Annotated in this window: 20 protein-coding genes and 1 other RNA gene; 15 read left to right on the top strand and 6 right to left on the bottom strand. The window is 56.4% G+C overall.

Annotated elements, in window-relative coordinates; translation table 11 throughout:
• Window positions 1–33: 33 nt before the first annotated feature.
• The 6 genes from chrA to AC2FFH_RS04865 all read right to left on the bottom strand — a co-directional run bounded on the left by chrA (window position 34) and on the right by AC2FFH_RS04865 (window position 4,243).
• Complete coding sequence (gene chrA, locus AC2FFH_RS04890) at window positions 34–1,287, bottom strand: chromate efflux transporter (protein WP_496843887.1); 1,254 nt, start codon at window positions 1,285–1,287, stop codon at window positions 34–36.
• Window positions 1,284–2,099, bottom strand: a complete 816-nt coding sequence (locus AC2FFH_RS04885) for a chromate resistance protein ChrB domain-containing protein (RefSeq protein ID WP_496722726.1) — start codon at window positions 2,097–2,099, stop codon at window positions 1,284–1,286. The genes chrA and AC2FFH_RS04885 overlap by 4 nt, the downstream gene beginning before the upstream one ends.
• Window positions 2,100–2,225: 126 nt before the next feature.
• The gene (locus tag AC2FFH_RS04880; RefSeq protein WP_496760508.1) at window positions 2,226–2,657 is read right to left on the bottom strand and encodes an ester cyclase; all 432 of its coding nucleotides are present in this window, start codon (window positions 2,655–2,657) and stop codon (window positions 2,226–2,228) included.
• 99 nt (window positions 2,658–2,756) lie between these two features.
• Window positions 2,757–3,102: a transfer-messenger RNA gene (gene ssrA / locus AC2FFH_RS04875) on the bottom strand.
• A gap of 36 nt (window positions 3,103–3,138) precedes the next feature.
• Window positions 3,139–3,501, bottom strand: a complete 363-nt coding sequence (locus AC2FFH_RS04870) for a DUF4345 family protein (RefSeq protein WP_496843886.1) — start codon at window positions 3,499–3,501, stop codon at window positions 3,139–3,141.
• 10 nt (window positions 3,502–3,511) lie between these two features.
• Complete coding sequence (locus tag AC2FFH_RS04865) at window positions 3,512–4,243, bottom strand: FadR/GntR family transcriptional regulator (RefSeq protein WP_496843885.1); 732 nt, start codon at window positions 4,241–4,243, stop codon at window positions 3,512–3,514.
• A gap of 86 nt (window positions 4,244–4,329) precedes the next feature.
• Between AC2FFH_RS04865 and AC2FFH_RS04860 the strand changes: the two genes are divergently transcribed.
• The 15 genes from AC2FFH_RS04860 to lpxA all read left to right on the top strand — a co-directional run bounded on the left by AC2FFH_RS04860 (window position 4,330) and on the right by lpxA (window position 17,915).
• Window positions 4,330–5,121, top strand: coding sequence for a DUF2182 domain-containing protein (locus tag AC2FFH_RS04860; protein WP_496733180.1), 792 nt, complete (start codon window positions 4,330–4,332; stop codon window positions 5,119–5,121).
• A 4-nt stretch (window positions 5,122–5,125) separates the two neighbouring features.
• Complete coding sequence (locus AC2FFH_RS04855; protein ID WP_058271563.1) at window positions 5,126–5,830, top strand: DUF1326 domain-containing protein; 705 nt, start codon at window positions 5,126–5,128, stop codon at window positions 5,828–5,830.
• Window positions 5,830–6,336, top strand: a complete 507-nt coding sequence (locus tag AC2FFH_RS04850) for a DinB family protein (protein WP_496843884.1) — start codon at window positions 5,830–5,832, stop codon at window positions 6,334–6,336. Before AC2FFH_RS04855 ends, AC2FFH_RS04850 begins: the two co-directional genes overlap by 1 nt.
• Entirely contained in the window at window positions 6,337–7,440 is a 1,104-nt protein-coding gene (locus AC2FFH_RS04845; RefSeq protein WP_496843883.1) for a dimethylsulfoniopropionate demethylase, read from the top strand.
• A 59-nt stretch (window positions 7,441–7,499) separates the two neighbouring features.
• Window positions 7,500–8,495 carry an acryloyl-CoA reductase gene (gene acuI, locus AC2FFH_RS04840; RefSeq protein ID WP_496765015.1) on the top strand — a complete coding sequence of 332 codons (996 nt, stop codon included), beginning with the start codon at window positions 7,500–7,502 and terminating at the stop codon, window positions 8,493–8,495.
• A gap of 185 nt (window positions 8,496–8,680) precedes the next feature.
• The gene (gene frr / locus AC2FFH_RS04835; protein WP_496722742.1) at window positions 8,681–9,244 is read left to right on the top strand and encodes a ribosome recycling factor; all 564 of its coding nucleotides are present in this window, start codon (window positions 8,681–8,683) and stop codon (window positions 9,242–9,244) included.
• Window positions 9,245–9,252: 8 nt separating this feature from the next.
• A complete protein-coding gene (gene uppS, locus AC2FFH_RS04830; protein WP_496722744.1) occupies window positions 9,253–9,984 on the top strand; it encodes a polyprenyl diphosphate synthase in 732 nt (243 codons plus the stop codon).
• Entirely contained in the window at window positions 9,981–10,763 is a 783-nt protein-coding gene (locus AC2FFH_RS04825) for a phosphatidate cytidylyltransferase (protein ID WP_496765012.1), read from the top strand. Before uppS ends, AC2FFH_RS04825 begins: the two co-directional genes overlap by 4 nt.
• Window positions 10,763–11,935, top strand: a complete 1,173-nt coding sequence (gene dxr / locus AC2FFH_RS04820) for a 1-deoxy-D-xylulose-5-phosphate reductoisomerase (protein ID WP_496765008.1) — start codon at window positions 10,763–10,765, stop codon at window positions 11,933–11,935. The genes AC2FFH_RS04825 and dxr overlap by 1 nt, the downstream gene beginning before the upstream one ends.
• A 4-nt stretch (window positions 11,936–11,939) precedes the next feature.
• Window positions 11,940–13,292 (top strand): RIP metalloprotease RseP, encoded by a 1,353-nt coding sequence (gene rseP / locus AC2FFH_RS04815; RefSeq protein WP_496843882.1) that lies wholly within the window; start codon window positions 11,940–11,942, stop codon window positions 13,290–13,292.
• A gap of 90 nt (window positions 13,293–13,382) precedes the next feature.
• Entirely contained in the window at window positions 13,383–13,511 is a 129-nt protein-coding gene (locus AC2FFH_RS04810; RefSeq protein ID WP_282151161.1) for a hypothetical protein, read from the top strand.
• Between the two features lie 123 nt (window positions 13,512–13,634).
• The gene (gene bamA, locus AC2FFH_RS04805; RefSeq protein WP_496765001.1) at window positions 13,635–15,995 is read left to right on the top strand and encodes an outer membrane protein assembly factor BamA; all 2,361 of its coding nucleotides are present in this window, start codon (window positions 13,635–13,637) and stop codon (window positions 15,993–15,995) included.
• Between the two features lie 7 nt (window positions 15,996–16,002).
• A complete protein-coding gene (locus tag AC2FFH_RS04800) occupies window positions 16,003–16,587 on the top strand; it encodes an OmpH/Skp family outer membrane protein (RefSeq protein ID WP_496843881.1) in 585 nt (194 codons plus the stop codon).
• 72 nt (window positions 16,588–16,659) lie between these two features.
• Window positions 16,660–17,133: a 3-hydroxyacyl-ACP dehydratase FabZ gene (fabZ, locus tag AC2FFH_RS04795; protein WP_496843880.1), complete on the top strand. Its 474-nt coding sequence runs from the start codon at window positions 16,660–16,662 to the stop codon at window positions 17,131–17,133.
• Window positions 17,130–17,915, top strand: a complete 786-nt coding sequence (gene lpxA / locus AC2FFH_RS04790; RefSeq protein ID WP_496776783.1) for an acyl-ACP--UDP-N-acetylglucosamine O-acyltransferase — start codon at window positions 17,130–17,132, stop codon at window positions 17,913–17,915. Before fabZ ends, lpxA begins: the two co-directional genes overlap by 4 nt.
• Window positions 17,916–17,918 lie beyond the last annotated feature (3 nt).

Raw genomic sequence — 17,918 nt, 5'->3', positions numbered from 1 at the left:
TCGGAAACGAAAGACCGGGAGGGGGTGGATTGTTCAAAGAAAATGAAAACCGACTCCGGCCACGACCATCAGGGCCAAGGTCATTCCCATGCCGAATTTTAGCTTGAATATCAACACCCCGGCCATGAACGTCAAAACCAGCGCTTTTGTGTTCAGTGTCGCAAGTTCGGGCCATGGGATGGTTAGGGGTCCCCATGCCAATTCCGGGATTGTTCCGAAAAGAACCTTAAGAGCAAACCACACGGAAAGGTTGAGAATCACGCCGACAACCGCTGCTGTTATCCCGTGTAGGGCTGCGGACAGCCGTGGACGGGCGGCCAGTTGGTCTAGATAGGGTGCGGCAAGGAAGATCCACAGGAAACACGGAACAAACGTGGCCCAAAGGGCCACCGCACCAGCGGCAAGTGCTAAAGGGATCCCGCCTGAGATCTGCCCTGTCAGCATGGCCACAAACTGTGTGACCAGGATCAGAGGACCGGGTGTCGTCTCCGCCAGCCCCAGCGCATCAATCATCTGATCCGTGCTGATCCACTGATATTTGTCCACGACGGTTTGGGTCATATATGCCAGAACCGCATAGGCGCCGCCGAACGTAACAACGGCCAGGCGGGCAAAGAACCACCCGAGATCGCTCAGCAATTTCTGACCAGTAACGCTCAGCAACACCAATGGGCCAAGCCATAGGGTCAGCCAGATGGCACAGGTGCGCAGCGGGCGCGTCGCATTTGGGGCAGGGGGTGTTTGGGCGGTGTTGGCCTCACCTTTGAAACTCAGATACCCCCAAAGCGCTGCAGCCAGAATGATCAAGGGAAAAGGCAGGTTAAAGGCAAAGATTGCAACAAAGCCCAATCCGGCGATTGCCCGGTGCTCCACATCGGTCAGGGCTTTGCGCGACAGGTTTCTAAGCGCTTGAAGGACAATGATGATTACAGTTGCCTTCACCCCGACGAAAGCGGCCTGAACCAGTGGCAGGTCCCCGAAAGCTGCATAAAGCCCGACCAAAACGGCGATAATCAGCGCGCCAGGGATGACGAACAGGCCGCCGGCGATCAACCCTCCGGTCACGCCGCGCAGCCGCCAGCCGGCATATGTGGCAAGTTGCATGGCCTCGGGGCCGGGCAACAGCATGCAAAGAGACAGCGCCCGTAGATACGATTGTTCGTCCAGCCACGGGCGTTTTTCCACCAATTCCTGATGCATCAGTGAGATTTGCGCCGCAGGCCCCCCAAAGGACAAAAGCCCGATGCGCCCAAAGATACGGACCAGCTCCGATAGTGTCGGGGTCATGATTTGCGGTCCATTGGCCAGTCGTGTTGTTCTTCAAACCCGTCGCGCGCCCAGCGATACAACGCATCGTACAGATGCATTCCTGCAGCAAGGTTTTCGTGATCGTCACGGTATTGCCGGGACAACCCGACAGAGACAGCAAGCAACCCGGCAGCTTCTGGTGCAAGGTCATGGCGATTGGTGTCTGCGCCCCGAATGACAGTTGCAAGCCGATCCAGCGCGGGCGTGTGCAATGCGAATTCGTCCAGCATAGTGTCAAAGGTGCATTTGTCTTGCCGGTGGCTCCAATGAGCGCCTTCGATGTCAAAAGGGGTCGCGTCAAATATTGCAGCGGTGGCTTCGACTTCCGACGGGGCAACAAACAGGAACCGGGCATTTGGGTCCACAAACCGCCGGATCAGCCAGGGGCAGGCGATGCGATCGATCTTTGGGCGGTGTCGGGTCACCCAAAGGGATCCTTCGGGCTGCAGCATCGAAAACGCCTTCGCAGGCACACGCGGAGCGTCTGGCATGTCTCGCCACGCAAACATGCCGCCTTCAAGATACTCGGCTTTTACACCTTCGCCTCGCAACCACGAGACGACGGCCTGGCTGAGCTTCTTGCCTTTCTGGCAAATCACGACTGCAGGTCGGTCACCGATCAGGTTGACCAGCCCTTCGATATCCTTCGCAGGATGGCGTATTGAGCCGGGGATAAGATAGGGGTCAGCCTCAAAATCCGCATCCATACAGATGTCGATCAGTATGGGGGATTGCGGCTTGCCGATCAGTCTTAACAATTGCTTTGGGGTGATCGAGTTTGGTGCGGGCACAGCATGTCTCCTGGTTTCGTCGGATACATGCGAAACTTGGGCTGACGCCTCACGGGGTGTTCGCAATCTTACCCCATGGCACTTGCTACCGTGTAAGCGCCGAGGGGGTCAAGATTGCATATATGGTCAGGCCCAATCCAGCCTTTGACCGGTCATACACACAGGCAATGTGTCCTGCGGAAATTGGCCGAGCTGTTCAAAGAGTGAGATGAAATCGAACTGGTTATACGCTTCAACCATGCGCCCGTTTTTAATCCGCCCCATGACGCTGCCCGTGGCTTGAAGCGGGGCACCGTTATCGGCGCGCGTTGTGCGCAGGTGAATGATGGCGGATACCCAATCGCCGTTTTCGATGATTTTGGGCATATCGACCTGAATGTCCCCAAGGATATGGCGAAAGGCCATGACCAGATCCCGGAAATCATCCGCACCGACCTGCATTTCCGGAATAAGCCCTTCAGCCAAGGCTTCGGGGGCGAAATATTGGTCAATCGCGTCGGTATTGCCGTTTTCCCAAACCTCGGAATACCACTCTCTGAGTAGATCTGCGTGCGACATCCCAGCTCTCCTTATTCTGCTGGGGTAAGCATGAGACCAAATAGTGAAAAAACTCTGAACATGAACATGCTCAGCGAAAAACTCAGACTTTAAGTGGAAGGTGCAGGTTTCTGTTGCCAGGTACCTGCGAACCCCGCCTTACGCGGCTAGGCGCAAGGGCTTAAGTTTCGGTCTTGCTACTGCTTACGCAGCAACTGCAACCGGAGCACGATTGTCATTTGCAATTGTACTTTTCGGGCCGATACGGTGGCACCCCGCCGAGACAAAGCTAACCCCTTTAGACGTTCGTCGATCCTATTTCGGCCCCATGATCCCCAAATGAAGGATGTTGGTGGAGCCGCCGGGTACCGCCCCCGGGTCCGATCCGCTTATTACGAGCGCGTTTATGTCCATAGTCCCGAAGGACATATCCTATATAGGTGAGCGTGCGAGCAGATGCAAACTGGGAATTGAATCGGGTGTGCTAAGCAATTACAGCGGGTTAAATGGCCCTGTTGATGTTGGCCAGTATCAACCAAAGCGCAAGGACTAGTTCGATTCCACCAAAAGTAGCCGCCTTGACCAAAGGCGGGTTGTCCAGAAAAACCGAAACGAACCGGCCCAATGCCGCGCCCGCATAGACAACCCCCAACATGGCGTAGGCCATCGGGTTGTTGAGGAACAAAACAGCCACGCCAGTGACGACGAAAAGCCCACCGACCGAAGCACGCATCTCGCTTAGCCCCATATTGCTGTTTGTAGTGCTCAGATCCAGCGCGCCCAAGGTAAAGCTGGGCGCGAGAAAACCGAACAGGCCAAACCCAATGGTCATAAGGGCGGCAATCACGTTCAAAGCGGTGGTCATTTCAATTTCCTTACGCCGGATTACGTCTTTGCTGCGCCACGTCTTGCGCCAATTGTCTTGTGTAGCTCTCAAGCTCAACTAGCGTCGCGTCCACTTTGGCCGAGCCGCGATCTTCCAGCGCGTCGGCGATTTGATTGTGGAAGGTAATAATTGCTTCCCGGGACCGCGCTGTGAAAGTGATCATGTTCATCAGCGGCTGCATCGCTTCGACCGCGCCAGCCAGTTGATAGGACAGCACAGGATTGCCTGCACCATCCACCAGCGCCCGGTGAAACGCCACGTCCGAGGCGCAGAACGCCTCATCTGTCAGGCCCGGTTGGGATTGGCGGTGAACTTCGGCCCGCATGGTGGCCAACTGATCCGCGGTACGGCGTTGCGCGGACAAGGCAGCGCAGGCGCGTTCAAGTGCGAAGCGCGCTTCGCAGGCGGTGTCGAAGCTGACCGCATTCATCGACAGTAGCAGGGTCGAGGTCGTGATCTGTTGGGAATACGCGCCCTCAAAACTCAACCGGTTCACAAATGCACCACCGCTTGCACCACGTTGCGTGCGGATCAGGGATTGCGCTGCAAGACGCTTCAATGCCTCCCGCACGGTTGGGCGAGATACCTGGAATTGCTCGGACAATTCCGCCTCGGAGGGCAAACGTTCATCCACGATCAATTCGCCCGAGATGATTGCGTCACGAATGGCCTGAGCGATCTGCGCAGACAGATCAGCAGGCTTCTTGGGGTCAATTTTCATATTCTGGGGACCGTTGGTGAATTTTTATTTGTCTGACATTTAAAAGTCTGACATTTGAAAAGCAAGGACTGAGTCGGGAGGAGCGCGTGAGTCGCACAGTTCTGCGCACTGCATTTTGGCTGGGGTTTTATGCCCTGATCCTGTCCGCGTGGTGGGTCATGTTCACCATGGGCCGCGACATGGATCTGGATTGGATTGGTCGCCCCGGCCCAATGGGTCAGGCCATGGCGGCCATGGACCCGCGCATGGACATGTATATGCCCATGGCCGAATTTGGCCCGCTGTTCTGGATGTGGGCTATCATGATGGCGGCGATGATGCTGCCGACGCTCGTGCCGACGTTGCGCAGCTATGACGATCTGATCCGCAGCGCCAATGGCTCGCGCGCAGGTTGGTTGGGTGTTCTGTCCGGGTATCTGGTCGTCTGGGTTGGCTTTGCAGCTTTGATCACCGGTGTTCAGTTGGCGCTATTGTTTGGTGGGGTCGTTGACATGCTCGGCATTGGTAAATCCGGGTATTTCGCAGGCGGCTTGATGATCGCCGTCGGCGCATTTCAGTTCACCCGCGCGAAAGAGGTCTGCCACGGAGTCTGCCATGCCCCCATGACCTATTTTCTGGGGCACTGGAAAACCGGGTTCACTGGCGGTTTGCGCATGGGGCTGGGACTGGGCGCATTCTGTGTGGGCTGCTGCTGGGGCTTCATGGCGCTTGGTTTTGTTGGCGGTGTCATGAGCCTGTTGTGGATGGGTCTCGCGACCCTGTTCATGGTTTTGGAGAAACTACCCCAGATCGGGCACGCAGTGACCCGACCGATGGGATTTGCATTGATTGCGGGCGGTCTTGTTCTGCTCGTCTATCCAATAAGCTACGGAGGATAAGCCTATGGCTAAGAACAGAAAACCCGAGGCCGACAAGCTGCCGATCAGTCAGCGCATTGATAGCCGTATGCCCAATCCCAAGCGGCGCGAGATGAGCCCGACAGATTGGGCAATCAAAGGCGAATTGATCCTGAACTGCTCGTGCGATGTGTTCTGCCCCTGCGTGGTTTCATTGGGCGCGCACCCTCCGACCGAAGGGCATTGCCACGCGTGGATGGGTATTATCGTCGATGAGGGCCACTATGAAGGCGAAGACCTGTCCGGTCTGAACGTCGGGTTGTTGGTCGATATTCCGGGCCGCATGGGCGAGGGCCAGTGGAAAGTGGCAGCCTATGTTGACGAACGGGCAAGCGGCAAGGCCTACAACGGCCTGTTGCAAATCTTCAGCGGTCAGGCAGGCGGGACCACCGGTTTGTTTACCATGCTGGTCAGCGAGATTATCGGGGCCGAGCGCGCGCCGGTTCAGATTGAGCGCGACGGCACCAAGCGCCGCATCGCGATCGGCCGCAAGATACAGGGTGAAATTGAGATGCTGGGCGGCAAAGATCCGGAACACCCGGTCATGGTGTCAAACTCGAAATACTGGATGGGTCCGGACATCATTGTGGCTCGTGGCACCAAGTCCAAGGTCCGCGATTACGGTCGTGTTTGGGACTTTGGCGGCAAATCCGCCGAAATCTGCCCAATCGACTGGCACGGGCCAAAGTGATGATCACCGCCGCCTATGCGCAAGAGATGGCCCGATATAATCACTGGCAAAACAGCCAGTTGAAGGGGTTTCTTACCGCACTTTCGAATGAGGAACTGACCCGCGAGCGCGGAGCGTTTTTTGGTTCGGTCCTGGGAACGGCAAATCATTTGCTTTGGGGTGACTGGATATGGATGTCGCGGTTTGACAAAGGGCAGGGTCCCGGCGGCGGCATCCCGGAAAGCCCGTCACTGTGCATCGATCTGGCAGAATGGTTGCCTCTGCGCGATCAGATTGACCAGCGGACTACCCAATGGGCCGCGTCCTTGAATGACGAGGACCTGCGCGGCCCGTTCAAATGGTTCTCGGCCGCCAAAGAAGCCGATGTCACGAAACCGTATGCGCAATGCGTCATTCATTTCTTCAACCACCAAACACATCACCGGGGCCAACTGCATCAAATGCTGACCGAAACAGGTTCTGCTGCACCGGTGAGCGATCTGGTTTTTCTGCCTGAGGAGGCTTAAGTGGCTCAGATCTCACTCTCGCGTCGCCTGCGCCGAACACCTTTTTCTGATGGTGTCGAAGCTGCCGGAGTTAAGGGATATACGGTTTATAATCGTATGTTATTGCCCACTGTTTTTGAATCCGTCGAAGCGGACTACCGGCATCTGAAAACCCATGTGCAGGTTTGGGATGTTTCCTGCGAACGGCAGGTCGAACTGCGTGGGCCGGATGCCGCGCGGCTGATGCAAATGCTGACGCCACGGGACCTGCGGAGGATGTTGCCCGGCCAGTGCTTTTACGTTCCCATTGTCGATGAAACAGGCGGAATGCTGAATGATCCTGTGGCGGTGAAGCTCTCGGAAGATCGGTGGTGGATTTCGATTGCCGACAGTGACTTGCTGCTTTGGGTCAAGGGCATTGCCAACGGATACCGCCTGGATGTGCTGGTCGACGAACCCGATGTGTCTCCGCTGGCAATACAGGGGCCGAAGGCGAATGACCTGCTGGCCCGTGTTTTTGGCGACCGGGTGCGTGACATTCGCTTTTTTAAGTTCGACAAGTTCGAGTTCGAGGGGTGTGAACTCGCAATCGCACGGTCTGGTTATTCCAAACAAGGTGGTTTCGAAATCTATGTCGAGGGTTCGGACATCGGTATGCCCTTGTGGAATGCGCTGTTTGCGGCGGGCGAAGACCTGCAAGTCCGTGCGGGCTGTCCAAATCTGATCGAACGGATTGAGGGTGGGTTATTGTCATACGGCAACGATATGACCGACGACAACACGCCGCATGAATGCGGACTGGGCAAGTTCTGCAACACGCATACGGCGATCGGGTGTATTGGCCGAGACGCGCTGCTGCGCGTGGCTAAGGAGGGTCCGGTTCAGCAAATCCGTCCAATCGCAATCGACGGTGACGCCGTGCCACCATGCGATCGCCCTTGGCCGATTGTTGCGGGCGGCAAGAGGATTGGTCAGATCACGTCGGCCGCATGGTCCCCTGATTTCAACACAAACGTCTCCATAGGAATGGTCAAACTGAGCCATTGGGAGCCCGGCACACGGATCGAAGTAGAAACTCCGGACGGGATGCGCGGCGCAGTCGTACGAGACAAATTCTGGATTTGAACGGCATATCTCAGATCAGCAAAGGCTGATGACTGATTGAAAACGAAAGGAAAGTTGAAATGTTCAATGCTTTGGTAATGGATAAGGACGAAGACAGCGGACTGGCAAGCGCTTCGGTCAAAAAGCTTTCCGATGGGGATCTGCCCCATGGCGAAGTGACAATCGCTGTTGAGTATTCAACCGTAAACTACAAAGACGGCCTTTGCATGTCGCCGAAGGGCGGCGGGCTGGTACGCAGCTATCCGCACGTGCCCGGCGTTGACTACAGCGGCACGGTCGAGGCGTCCTCGGACGATCGCTATAAGCCGGGCGACAAGGTCGTTCTGACTGGCTGGCGCGTAGGTGAAGCGCATTGGGGTGGGTATTCCCAGAAAGCCAACGCCCTGGCGGATTGGCTGGTTCCCTTGCCGGAAGGTCTGGACACACGTCAGGCCATGGCAGTGGGCACTGCCGGTTTCACAGCGATGTTGGCGGTTATGGCGCTTGAGGATCAAGGCATGCAGCCGGGACATGGTCCGGTGCTAGTTACCGGGGCCGCTGGCGGTGTTGGTTCGGTTGCGACTGCCATTCTGGCCAATTTGGGCTATGAGGTGGCTGCCGTGACCGGCCGGCCAGAGGCGGGTGACTACCTGAAATCATTGGGCGCCACCACGATTGTCCCACGAGAAGATCTCAATGAAACCGTGAAACGCCCGTTGGAAAGCGAGTCCTGGGCCGGGTGCATTGACGCGGTGGGTGGCGAGATGTTGGCCCGTGTGCTGGGTCAGATGAAATACGGTGCCTCAGTCGCAGCCGTTGGTCTGGCCGGAGGGGCAGGGCTGCCTGCCAGCGTCATTCCGTTCCTGTTGCGCGGTGTCAGCCTGCTGGGCATCGATAGTGTGATGCAGCCCTATGACAACCGGGTTCGCGCATGGCAACGCGTCGCAACCGACCTGCCGATGGACAAGCTTGAGGCAATGGTTCATCCCGCAACCCTGGGCGATCTGCCTCAATTGGGTACGGATATCCTAAAAGGGCAGGTCAAAGGCCGTGTTGTTGTCGATGTAAACGCCTGATTCCTATGCACATGGTCGAACCGGCTGACATCAATGTTGGCCGGTTCAGTTGCCATTGAAAGAACCTGAAAATGCCAGAAACACCTCTGGTCATTGGCTCAATTCCAGATCATCATTGCTATACATCCCAATTGCGATGGACTATGAGCCATGCAAACAGCACCTGAAGACGGGGAGTGAGCAGCATGTCTGACGATTTTGAACTGGACACCGACGATCTGAAGCGCCGCATGGAAGGCGCGATGGGCAACCTGAGAACCGAGTTCGCCTCGTTGCGAACGGGCCGCGCGTCGGCCTCGATGTTGGAACCGGTCATGGTTGACGCTTATGGGTCGATGACCCCGATCAATCAGGTCGGCACCGTAAACGTCCCCGAGCCACGCATGGTGACGGTGAATGTTTGGGACAAAGGCCTTGTCGGCAAGGTCGAGAAAGCCATCCGCGAAAGCGGTCTGGGTATCAACCCCCAGCTGAACGGCACAATCATCATGCTGCCAATCCCCGAATTGAACGAAGAACGCCGCCGCGAGCTGGGTAAGGTTGCCGGGCAATATGCCGAGCACGCCCGTGTTTCGATCCGTAACGTCCGTCGCGATGGCATGGATCAGATCAAGAAAGCCAAAGCTGACGGCATGTCAGAAGACGATCAGAAGTTCTGGGAAAGCGAAGTCCAGGACCTGACCGACCAGATGATCAAGAACGTAGATGCCGCGCTTGAAACCAAGCAGGCAGAGATCATGCAGGTCTGATCCACGAAATGCCTGACACGTCGCAACCCTCACCCGCTACCGGACCACGCCACGTCGCCATCATCATGGATGGCAACGGTCGTTGGGCTCAGGCGCGCAACCGGCCCAGGCTGTTTGGGCATCAGGCCGGTGCCCGGCGGGTAAGGGAAGTAGTCGAGGCCTGTCCGGGGTTGGGTATCAAGTATCTGACAGTATTTGCTTTTTCGACTGAAAACTGGAAACGGACCCAGGTTGAAGTCGCCGGATTGATGAGCCTGTTTCGACGGTACATCATCAAGGAAGCTCGCAACCTGACCAAAGCCGGTGTGCGCGTGCGCTTTATCGGCGATCGGGTTCGTCTGGATTCCAAGCTGACCGAACTGATGGACACTTTGGAGGTAGCAACCCAGCACAACGATCTGGTGCACTTGACCATTGCGTTGAATTACGGCGGGCGGGATGAGGTTGCCCGGGCGACCAAACGGCTGGCGCGTGACGTGGCCGAAGGCCGCCTGCGACCCGATGACGTGGATGAGGAAACTCTGCCCAAGTATTTGGATACGCATGTTCTTCCCGACCCGGATTTGGTGATCCGAACCAGTGGCGAAGCCCGTATATCCAACTTTCTTTTGTGGCAATCCGCCTATTCGGAATACGAATTCATCGACACGCTATGGCCCGACTTCACCTCGGCCGAATTGGAACGGCTGTGCCGAAACTTTGGAAGCCGTGACCGGCGGTTCGGAGCGGTTCCGGCATGAGTGAGGGCCGATGGTCTGACCTAACCGCCCGTGTTCTGTCTGCCGCGGTGCTTGTGTGCATCGGTTCAGTCGAAGTGTGGCTGGGCGGGCTGTGGTTCGAAGCCTTTATTGCAATCGCCTGCGGCTTGATGACCTGGGAACTGGTGCGGATGATCGATCCGGACCGCAATGGTATCGCGATCCAGTTGGGCATTCTCACCGGTGTTGCGGTCGTGCTCAGCTATCATCTTCCGCCGCTTTATACGTTGCCATTCCTGCTTGCACCGGCATTGGTCGGGGCAGGGCAAATCAGTCGATCCAAGGGTATCTACGCACTCTTTGCTCTCTGGATCGCTGCGTCGGGTCTGGGCTTCATCTCAATCCGCGAGAACATGGGGTTCGGCTGGATGGTCTGGCTGATCTCGGTGGTCGTGGCAACGGATGTTGCGGGATACTTTGTTGGCAAAACCTTTGGCGGCCCTAAATTCTGGCCAAAGGTCAGCCCAAAGAAAACATGGTCGGGCACTGCAGGCGGGTGGGCTGCAGCAGCTGTGGTTGGCATGATCTTTGCCGTGAATGCCGGTTTTGGCGTCATGTTTGTGGTGATTTCGGTACTTGCGTCGATGGCCAGTCAGGCTGGGGACATTGTCGAAAGCGCGACAAAGCGCAAGTTTGGGGTCAAAGACAGCTCGAACTTGATCCCAGGGCATGGCGGGTTTCTGGATCGCTTTGACGGCATGATGGGTGCGGCCTTGTTCGTTTTGATAGCCGGGATTCTCTATTCCCCCGGAGCGATGTGATGCGCAAAATCTCAATCTTCGGCGCGACCGGATCAATTGGACAGAACACGATTGATCTGATTGATCGCGACCCCGCGTCCTATGACGTCGTCGCTCTGACGGGTGGGGCGAATATCGAAAAAATGGCGGAAGATGCCCGGCGTTTGAACGCAGATGTGGCGGTTACGGCCTATGAAAATCGGCTGGATGATCTGCGCGCGGCCCTTGCGGGTTCGGGCGTCGAAGTGGCTGCCGGTCAAAATGCGCTGACAGAAGCTGCAGCGCGGCCTGCCGATTGGGTTATGTCGGCCATTGTCGGTGCAGCCGGTTTAGAGCCTGGTCTTGAAGTGCTCAGGCAGGGCGGCACGCTGGCGTTGGCCAATAAGGAAACGCTTGTCTGCGCCGGTGCGTTGGTTCTTGAGACTGCCAAGGCGAACAATGCGCGGCTTTTGCCGGTCGACAGCGAACACTCGGCCGTTTTTCAGGCGCTTGTCGGCGAGGATATGGCCGCGGTCGAGCGTATCATCATCACAGCAAGTGGCGGCGCGTTCCGTGACTGGCCACTGAGCAAACTGGCACATGCGACGGTTGAGCAAGCCTCGAGCCATCCGAACTGGGATATGGGGCAGCGGATCACAATCGACAGCGCGTCTATGTTCAACAAAGCGCTGGAGCTGATTGAAACCAAAGAATTCTTCGGCGTGTCTCCGGATCAGATCGAAGTGCTGGTGCACCCGGAATCCATCGTTCACGCTCTGGTCGGGTTCCAGGACGGCGCTGTCATGGCCCATATGGGCGCCCCAGATATGCGCCATGCCATCGGGTACGCTTTGCACTGGCCCGATCGGAAGGACTTGCCGGTCGAACGACTGGATCTTGGAAAACTGAAGCAGCTTAGGTTCAATGAACCTGATGAGGCGCGGTATCCCGCGCTGCGCTTGGCACGCGCCGTGATGGAACGCGGTGGCCTGTCAGGTGCTGTATTCAACGCCGCCAAAGAACGGGCGTTGGATCGGTTCATTGCGCGTGAAATCGGTTTCCTTCAGATGGCCGACATAGTCGAGACCGTTCTGGACAGGTTTGAGGCCGCAGGCGACCTTATTGATGCCCCTTTAACCCTTGATAACGTGCTGCAAACGGACCATTTGGCACGTACATGGGTCGATGACATCGTCATCCAACGAGCAGGATAGAATTTTGGACGTACTTTCTCTGATCCCTCAGTTCGGCAATTTGCTGTATACGATCATTGCCTTTGTCATCGCACTTTCGGTGATCGTGGCGGTGCACGAGTACGGCCACTACATTGTTGGACGCTGGTCCGGTATTCATGCCGAGGTGTTCTCGGTCGGGTTTGGCCCGGTTCTTTGGAGCCGCATCGACAAGCGCGGCACGCGGTGGCAGATCGCCGCGCTGCCTTTTGGTGGGTATGTCAAATTTCTGGGCGACGCGAACGCGGCGTCGGGCAAAGACGAAACGGCGATGGAGGAAATTTCCGAGCAAAGCCCGGAGGATCTGCGTCGCACCATGCATGGGGCACCTCTTTGGGCCCGGTCGGCCACGGTTGCCGCAGGTCCGGTTTTCAATTTCATCATGTCGATCCTGGTGTTTGGTTTGATTTTCCTGACCCAGGGCGTGACCAAAGATCCACTGACAGTTGGGACCTTGCACCCTTTGCCCGGCACTGTTCAGCAATTGCAGGACGGTGACGAAATCGTCGCCATTGGCGGCGTTGCGGTGCCCGATTTCGACGAGGAGGGCGCATGGACAGACTTTGTTGACGCGCTGCCGGTGGAACCTGTTCTGGATTATACGGTCATCCGCGATGATCAGACCATGGATGTGACGGGCCCCTGGCTGTTTCCGCCACTGATCCAGCAGGTTAGCCCGCGCAGTGCGGCCATGGATATCGACCTTCAGCGCGGTGATGTCATCACTTCGGTCAACGGAGACCCAATTTATGCTTTCGATCAGTTGAAAGAGCATGTCGAAGGGTCCGACGGGAAAGTTCTGCTCTTGAATGTCTGGCGCGACGGGGCCGATCTTGAATTCGCCCTTGCCCCGCGCCGCACCGATGAACCACAGGCAGAAGGCGGCTTTGTCACGCATTGGCGCATTGGTATCGTTGGCGGCATGATGCTGGAACCTGCGACTGAATCGGCTGGTGTTCTCGAATCCATTTCGGGCGGCGCACGTCAAACTCTGCGTGTCATAGACGGCTCACTGTCAGGTATCTGGCACATGATTACCGGTGCCATCAGCACCTGCAACATGACCGGCCCGATTGGTATTGCCGAAACTTCGGGGGCGATGGCCAGCCAGGGTGCGCAAAGCTTCATCTTCTTTATTGCTGTGCTGTCTACAGCAGTCGGTTTGCTGAATCTGTTTCCGATCCCGGCCTTGGACGGCGGTCATCTGGTGTTTTATGCCTATGAAGCTGTAACTGGCAAACCGCCAAGCGATGGCGCGCTGAAGATTTTGATGGGGGTAGGGGTCTCCTTGATCCTCGGCTTGATGATCTTCGCACTGACCAACGATCTGTTTTGCTGATTATGGCCTTACGCGCCAACAAAAGCCGCAATTTCGCCTCAATCCGCAGATAATTTTATCGCGTCTCAATTTTATGTGGCAGATACTCAAATGACCAAGGCACTTCGAAAATCGTATCAAAGCTTTAGCTTCCTGTTCATGTTGAACTGGGACTTTTTGCTGTTTTTCGGTGCGACTGCGCTCGCCATCGGCGGCTGGACTTTCTTGGCCAACATGTGATTCTTACCAAAAATTGAACATGATTAGCAGCGGCCCACTGGGCCGCTTTGTGTTTTCGTCTTTTGACAAGGAAACCTAATCTCGCTACTCAACAATAAAGTCCTAAAATTCGGGTAGAAAAAAATGACTGATAGGCGAGGCGCAGGCACATCCTGCGGGGGGCAGAAGCCAGCAAACAATATTTTGTGGCAGACGCTACGTATTTTTTCTTTTGTTTTTGTAGCAAGCTTTACCTTCCTGCCGGAGGTTGCGCGCGCGCAAAGCTACACTATCAATTCGTTCGATGTTGAGGGTAACAGGCGGATCGAAAGTTCGACAATCATTGCCCGGACTGGAATCCAACCCGGCCAGACAGTGACCGCCGGACAGTTAAACGATGCGTTTCAGCGTTTGCTTGACAGTGGTGTTTTTGAGACAGTTGAACTGACGCCGCGTGGAAGCACTCTGGTGATCGAGGTCGAGGAATATCCGACGATCAACCAGATCAGCATCGAAGGCAATCGTCGCGTAAAGGACGATGTTCTGCTTGAGGCGATAAATTCTCAGCCCCGCCGGGTTTTTACGCCTCAGCTTGCTGAAGCCGATGCAGATCAGATCGCCGAAATCTATTCCGCGCAGGGCCGCGTTTCCGCGACCGTCATCCCGCGCATCATTCGCCGCAGCGACAACCGCGTCGATCTTGTCTTTGAAATTGCCGAGGGCACCACGATCGAGGTCGAGCGTGTTAGCTTTGTCGGCAACCGGGCATATTCGGATCGCCGCTTGCGCCGAGTTCTTGAGACTAAGCAAGCCAACATTCTGCGCACGTTCCTGCGCGGCGACACGTTTATCGCTGACCGAATCGAATTCGATAAACAGGTCATCCGCGACTTTTATCTGTCGCGTGGATACGTCGATTTCCGTGTGAACAGCGCAAACGTCGAATTTACCCGCGAACGTGACGCCTTCTTTCTGGTGATGAACATCACCGAAGGGCAAAAATTTTCATTCGGTAAGATTTCGACCGTCAGTGAAATTCCCGGGGTGGACCCTGCCGCATATCAAGCAGCATTAAAAATCCGTCCAGGTGTGACCTATTCCCCGTCGCTGATCGAAAGCTCGATCGCCCGCCAGGAACGGTTGGGTTTGAAGCAGGGTGTTGATTTCCTGCGGGTCGAGCCGCGGGTCACGCGCAATCCACGTGATCTGACGCTGGACGTTCAGTTTGTTCTGACCAGAGGTCCGCGGATCTTTGTTGAACGCATCGACATCGAAGGCAACACAACGACACTGGACCGCGTGATCCGCCGCCAGTTCGATACGGTCGAAGGTGATCCGTTCAACCCGCGTGAAATCCGCCAGAGTGCCGAACGTATCCGTGCCCTTGGATTCTTTGCCGTGGCAGATGTTGAGCCGCGCGAAGGGTCCACGCCCAGTCAGGTGATTGTGGATGTGGACGTCGAAGAACAGCCCACCGGCTCGTTGAGCCTTGGTGGTAGCTACTCGATTTCAGACGGTTTCGGGATTGCAATTGGCCTGAACGAATCCAACTTCCTGGGTCGCGGTCAAAATCTTGGGTTGACCCTTTCGACGGCGCAGGATTCCGAGCAATACATCATTAACTTCACCGAACCATATTTGCTCGGTCGCCGATTGCAGTTCGATCTCGGTCTTGGCTTGGCATCGACGAATTCGAGTTTTGCAAGCTACGATACCAAGCGCGTCTTCTTCGAGCCGCAGCTGAGCTACGCAATCAGCGAATTGTCTTCGCTCCGTCTCCGCTATGGATGGAACCGCAGCGAGATGACGCAGCAGGACGATGAAGTGAACGGTGCTGTTATCGCTTCGGAAATCGAGCAGGGCAAGCGGACATCCAGCACGCTGGGCGTATCCTACCTCTATGATAGCCGTCGCGGTGGTTTGAATCCGAATGCGGGCGTTTTGTTTGAGGTAGGCGTTGATGCGGCCGGTCTTGGCGGCGACAACGAGTTCTACAAAACAACAGCGCGCGGCATCGCGCAGACACGTGTCCTGAATGAGGAAGTTGTTCTGCGGGCATCGATGGAAGTAGGTGCCCTGCATTGGCAGGGCGACGACTTCAGCCGCGTGATCGACCGCTTCTTGATTGGTCCGAACACGTTCCGTGGCTTTGAACCTGCGGGTCTGGGTCCGCGTGACTTATCGAATGGTCAGGACGATGCGATCGGTGGTAACTATTACTGGGTTGCCCGCTTTGAATCAGACTTCCCGCTTGGCCTGCCCGAAGAACTGGGTCTGCGCGGCGGTGTGTTCTACGATGTTGGTAACGTCTACAACATCAACAACGTGAACACTGCTGGTGCCGACATCGTGGGCGCGGACGGGTCCGTCCGGCACGTGATCGGTGTGTCGGTTCTGTGGGAAACGCCTTTTGGCCCCCTGCGGTTCAACTTCTCGAAAGCTTTGAAGAAAGAGGACTTCGACAAGGAACAGAACTTTGACCTGACCGTTCAGGCGCGGTTCTGATCGCCAGATGCTGAACTTGATAAAATTAACTGCACAGGGCCCAATTCGGGCCCTGTGCGTTTTTCTGGCGCTGGCCTGCGTGTCGACCGCTCAAGCGCAGCAATTGGGCGTTCCTCAGGCGAATGTTCTGACCCTGTCCAGCGACCGGTTGTTTTCCGAGTCGCAATTCGGTCGACGCGTCATGCGCGAGATCGAAAGTGAAGGCGCATTGCTGGCCGACGAGAATGAACGAATTGTCGCTGAACTGAGTAGGGAAGAAAAAGACCTGACCGAAAAGCGCGCAGAACTGCCAACTGAAGAGTTTCGCCCGCTGGCCGAGGCGTTCGACAACAAGGTTCAGACACATCGCGAAAGTCAGCGCGCCAAACTGGACGCCCTAGCGCGCCGAAGCGAAGAAGCGCGGCAGACCTTTCTGGTTCTTGTGCAACCGATCCTGATCGAGCTGTTGCGCGAATCCGGGGCGTCGGTCGTTATCGAACGTTCCAATGTCTTTCTCAGCTCGGACCGAACCGATGTGACGGACACGGTGATTGCGCGGATCAATGAACAGATTGGCGATGGCAGCCAACTTGAAGACGAAAGCAAAGAATAGGTTTGCTTGCCCTTGAGGCGCGGTGTTGCTAACCACGCGTCAAAGAGAAATCCACAACGGGACGACTGCACTATGACCACGGAAACCAAAAGCGCAGACATTCAGCTGATCCAGCGGATATTGCCCCACCGCTATCCGTTTCTGCTGGTCGACAAGGTCGTCGATATCTCGGGCTTTCAATCGGCGGTTGGCATCAAAAACGTCACCATGAACGAGCCCCATTTCCAAGGGCATTTTCCGGGAACCCCGATCATGCCGGGCGTGACCATTGTCGAGGCGATGGCACAAACCGCAGGCGTCATGCTGGGCGTGGGCATGGATGTGATCGACAGTGAGCTGTTGATCTATTTCATGAACATCGACAAATGCAAATTCCGTCGCAAAGTGATCCCGGGTGACGTGCTTGAAATGCATGTCGAAACGGTCCGCGGCAAAAAGGGCGGCAAGATCTTCAAATTTGCCGGTCGCGCCACAGTCGATGGCGAGGTCGCGGCCGAGGCCGAGTTTTCGGCCTATGTCGACTGGGATATGGAAAAGACCACATGAGCGGCATCCATCCAAGCGCAATCATCGAAGACGGCGCGCAGATTGGTGAAGGCTGCGTCGTAGGTCCGTTTTGCTATGTGGGTCCCCAAGTCAAGTTGGCCGATCGGGTTGAGCTGAAGTCGCATGTTGTCGTGACCGGCGATACTTCGGTTGGTGAAGAGACCGTGATCTTCAACTTTTCGGTCATCGGAGAGATCCCGCAGGATCTGAAGTTCGGCGGTGAAAACACGAGCCTTGAGATCGGTAAACGTAACCGTATCCGCGAACACGTCACCGTAAACACCGGGACCGATGGCGGCGGCGGTGTAACGCGGATCGGCGATGATTGTCTGCTGATGGCAGGCGTACACGTTGCCCACGATGTTCAAATCGGAAATCGTGTCATCATGGTCAACCACGCCGGCGCAGCGGGTCATTGCATCATTGAGGACGACGTGATTGTCGGTGGTATCTCTGGATTGCACCAATGGGTCCGCGTTGGGCGCGGCGCGATTATCGGCGCGTTGACCATGGTTCCGAATGACGTGATCCCATATGGCCTGGTTCAGGCGCCGCGTGGCGAACTTGACGGCCTGAACCTCGTCGGCCTCAAACGCCGCGGTGTCTCACGCGACGATATTGCCGCTTTGCGGGCGGCCTTCCGCGAACTGTCTACTGGCGATGGCACGTTCATGGAGCGCGCGCATCGGGTCGGCGCGGATAACGAAAGCGAATACGTTCAGCGGATCGTCGATTTCGTGACCGGACATTCGGATCGGTCTTTCCTGACACCGGGGAAATAAACC

This window comes from Ruegeria sp. YTSC003, assembly GCF_059609785.1.
This window is presented reverse-complemented; position numbering and strand designations above follow the sequence as displayed.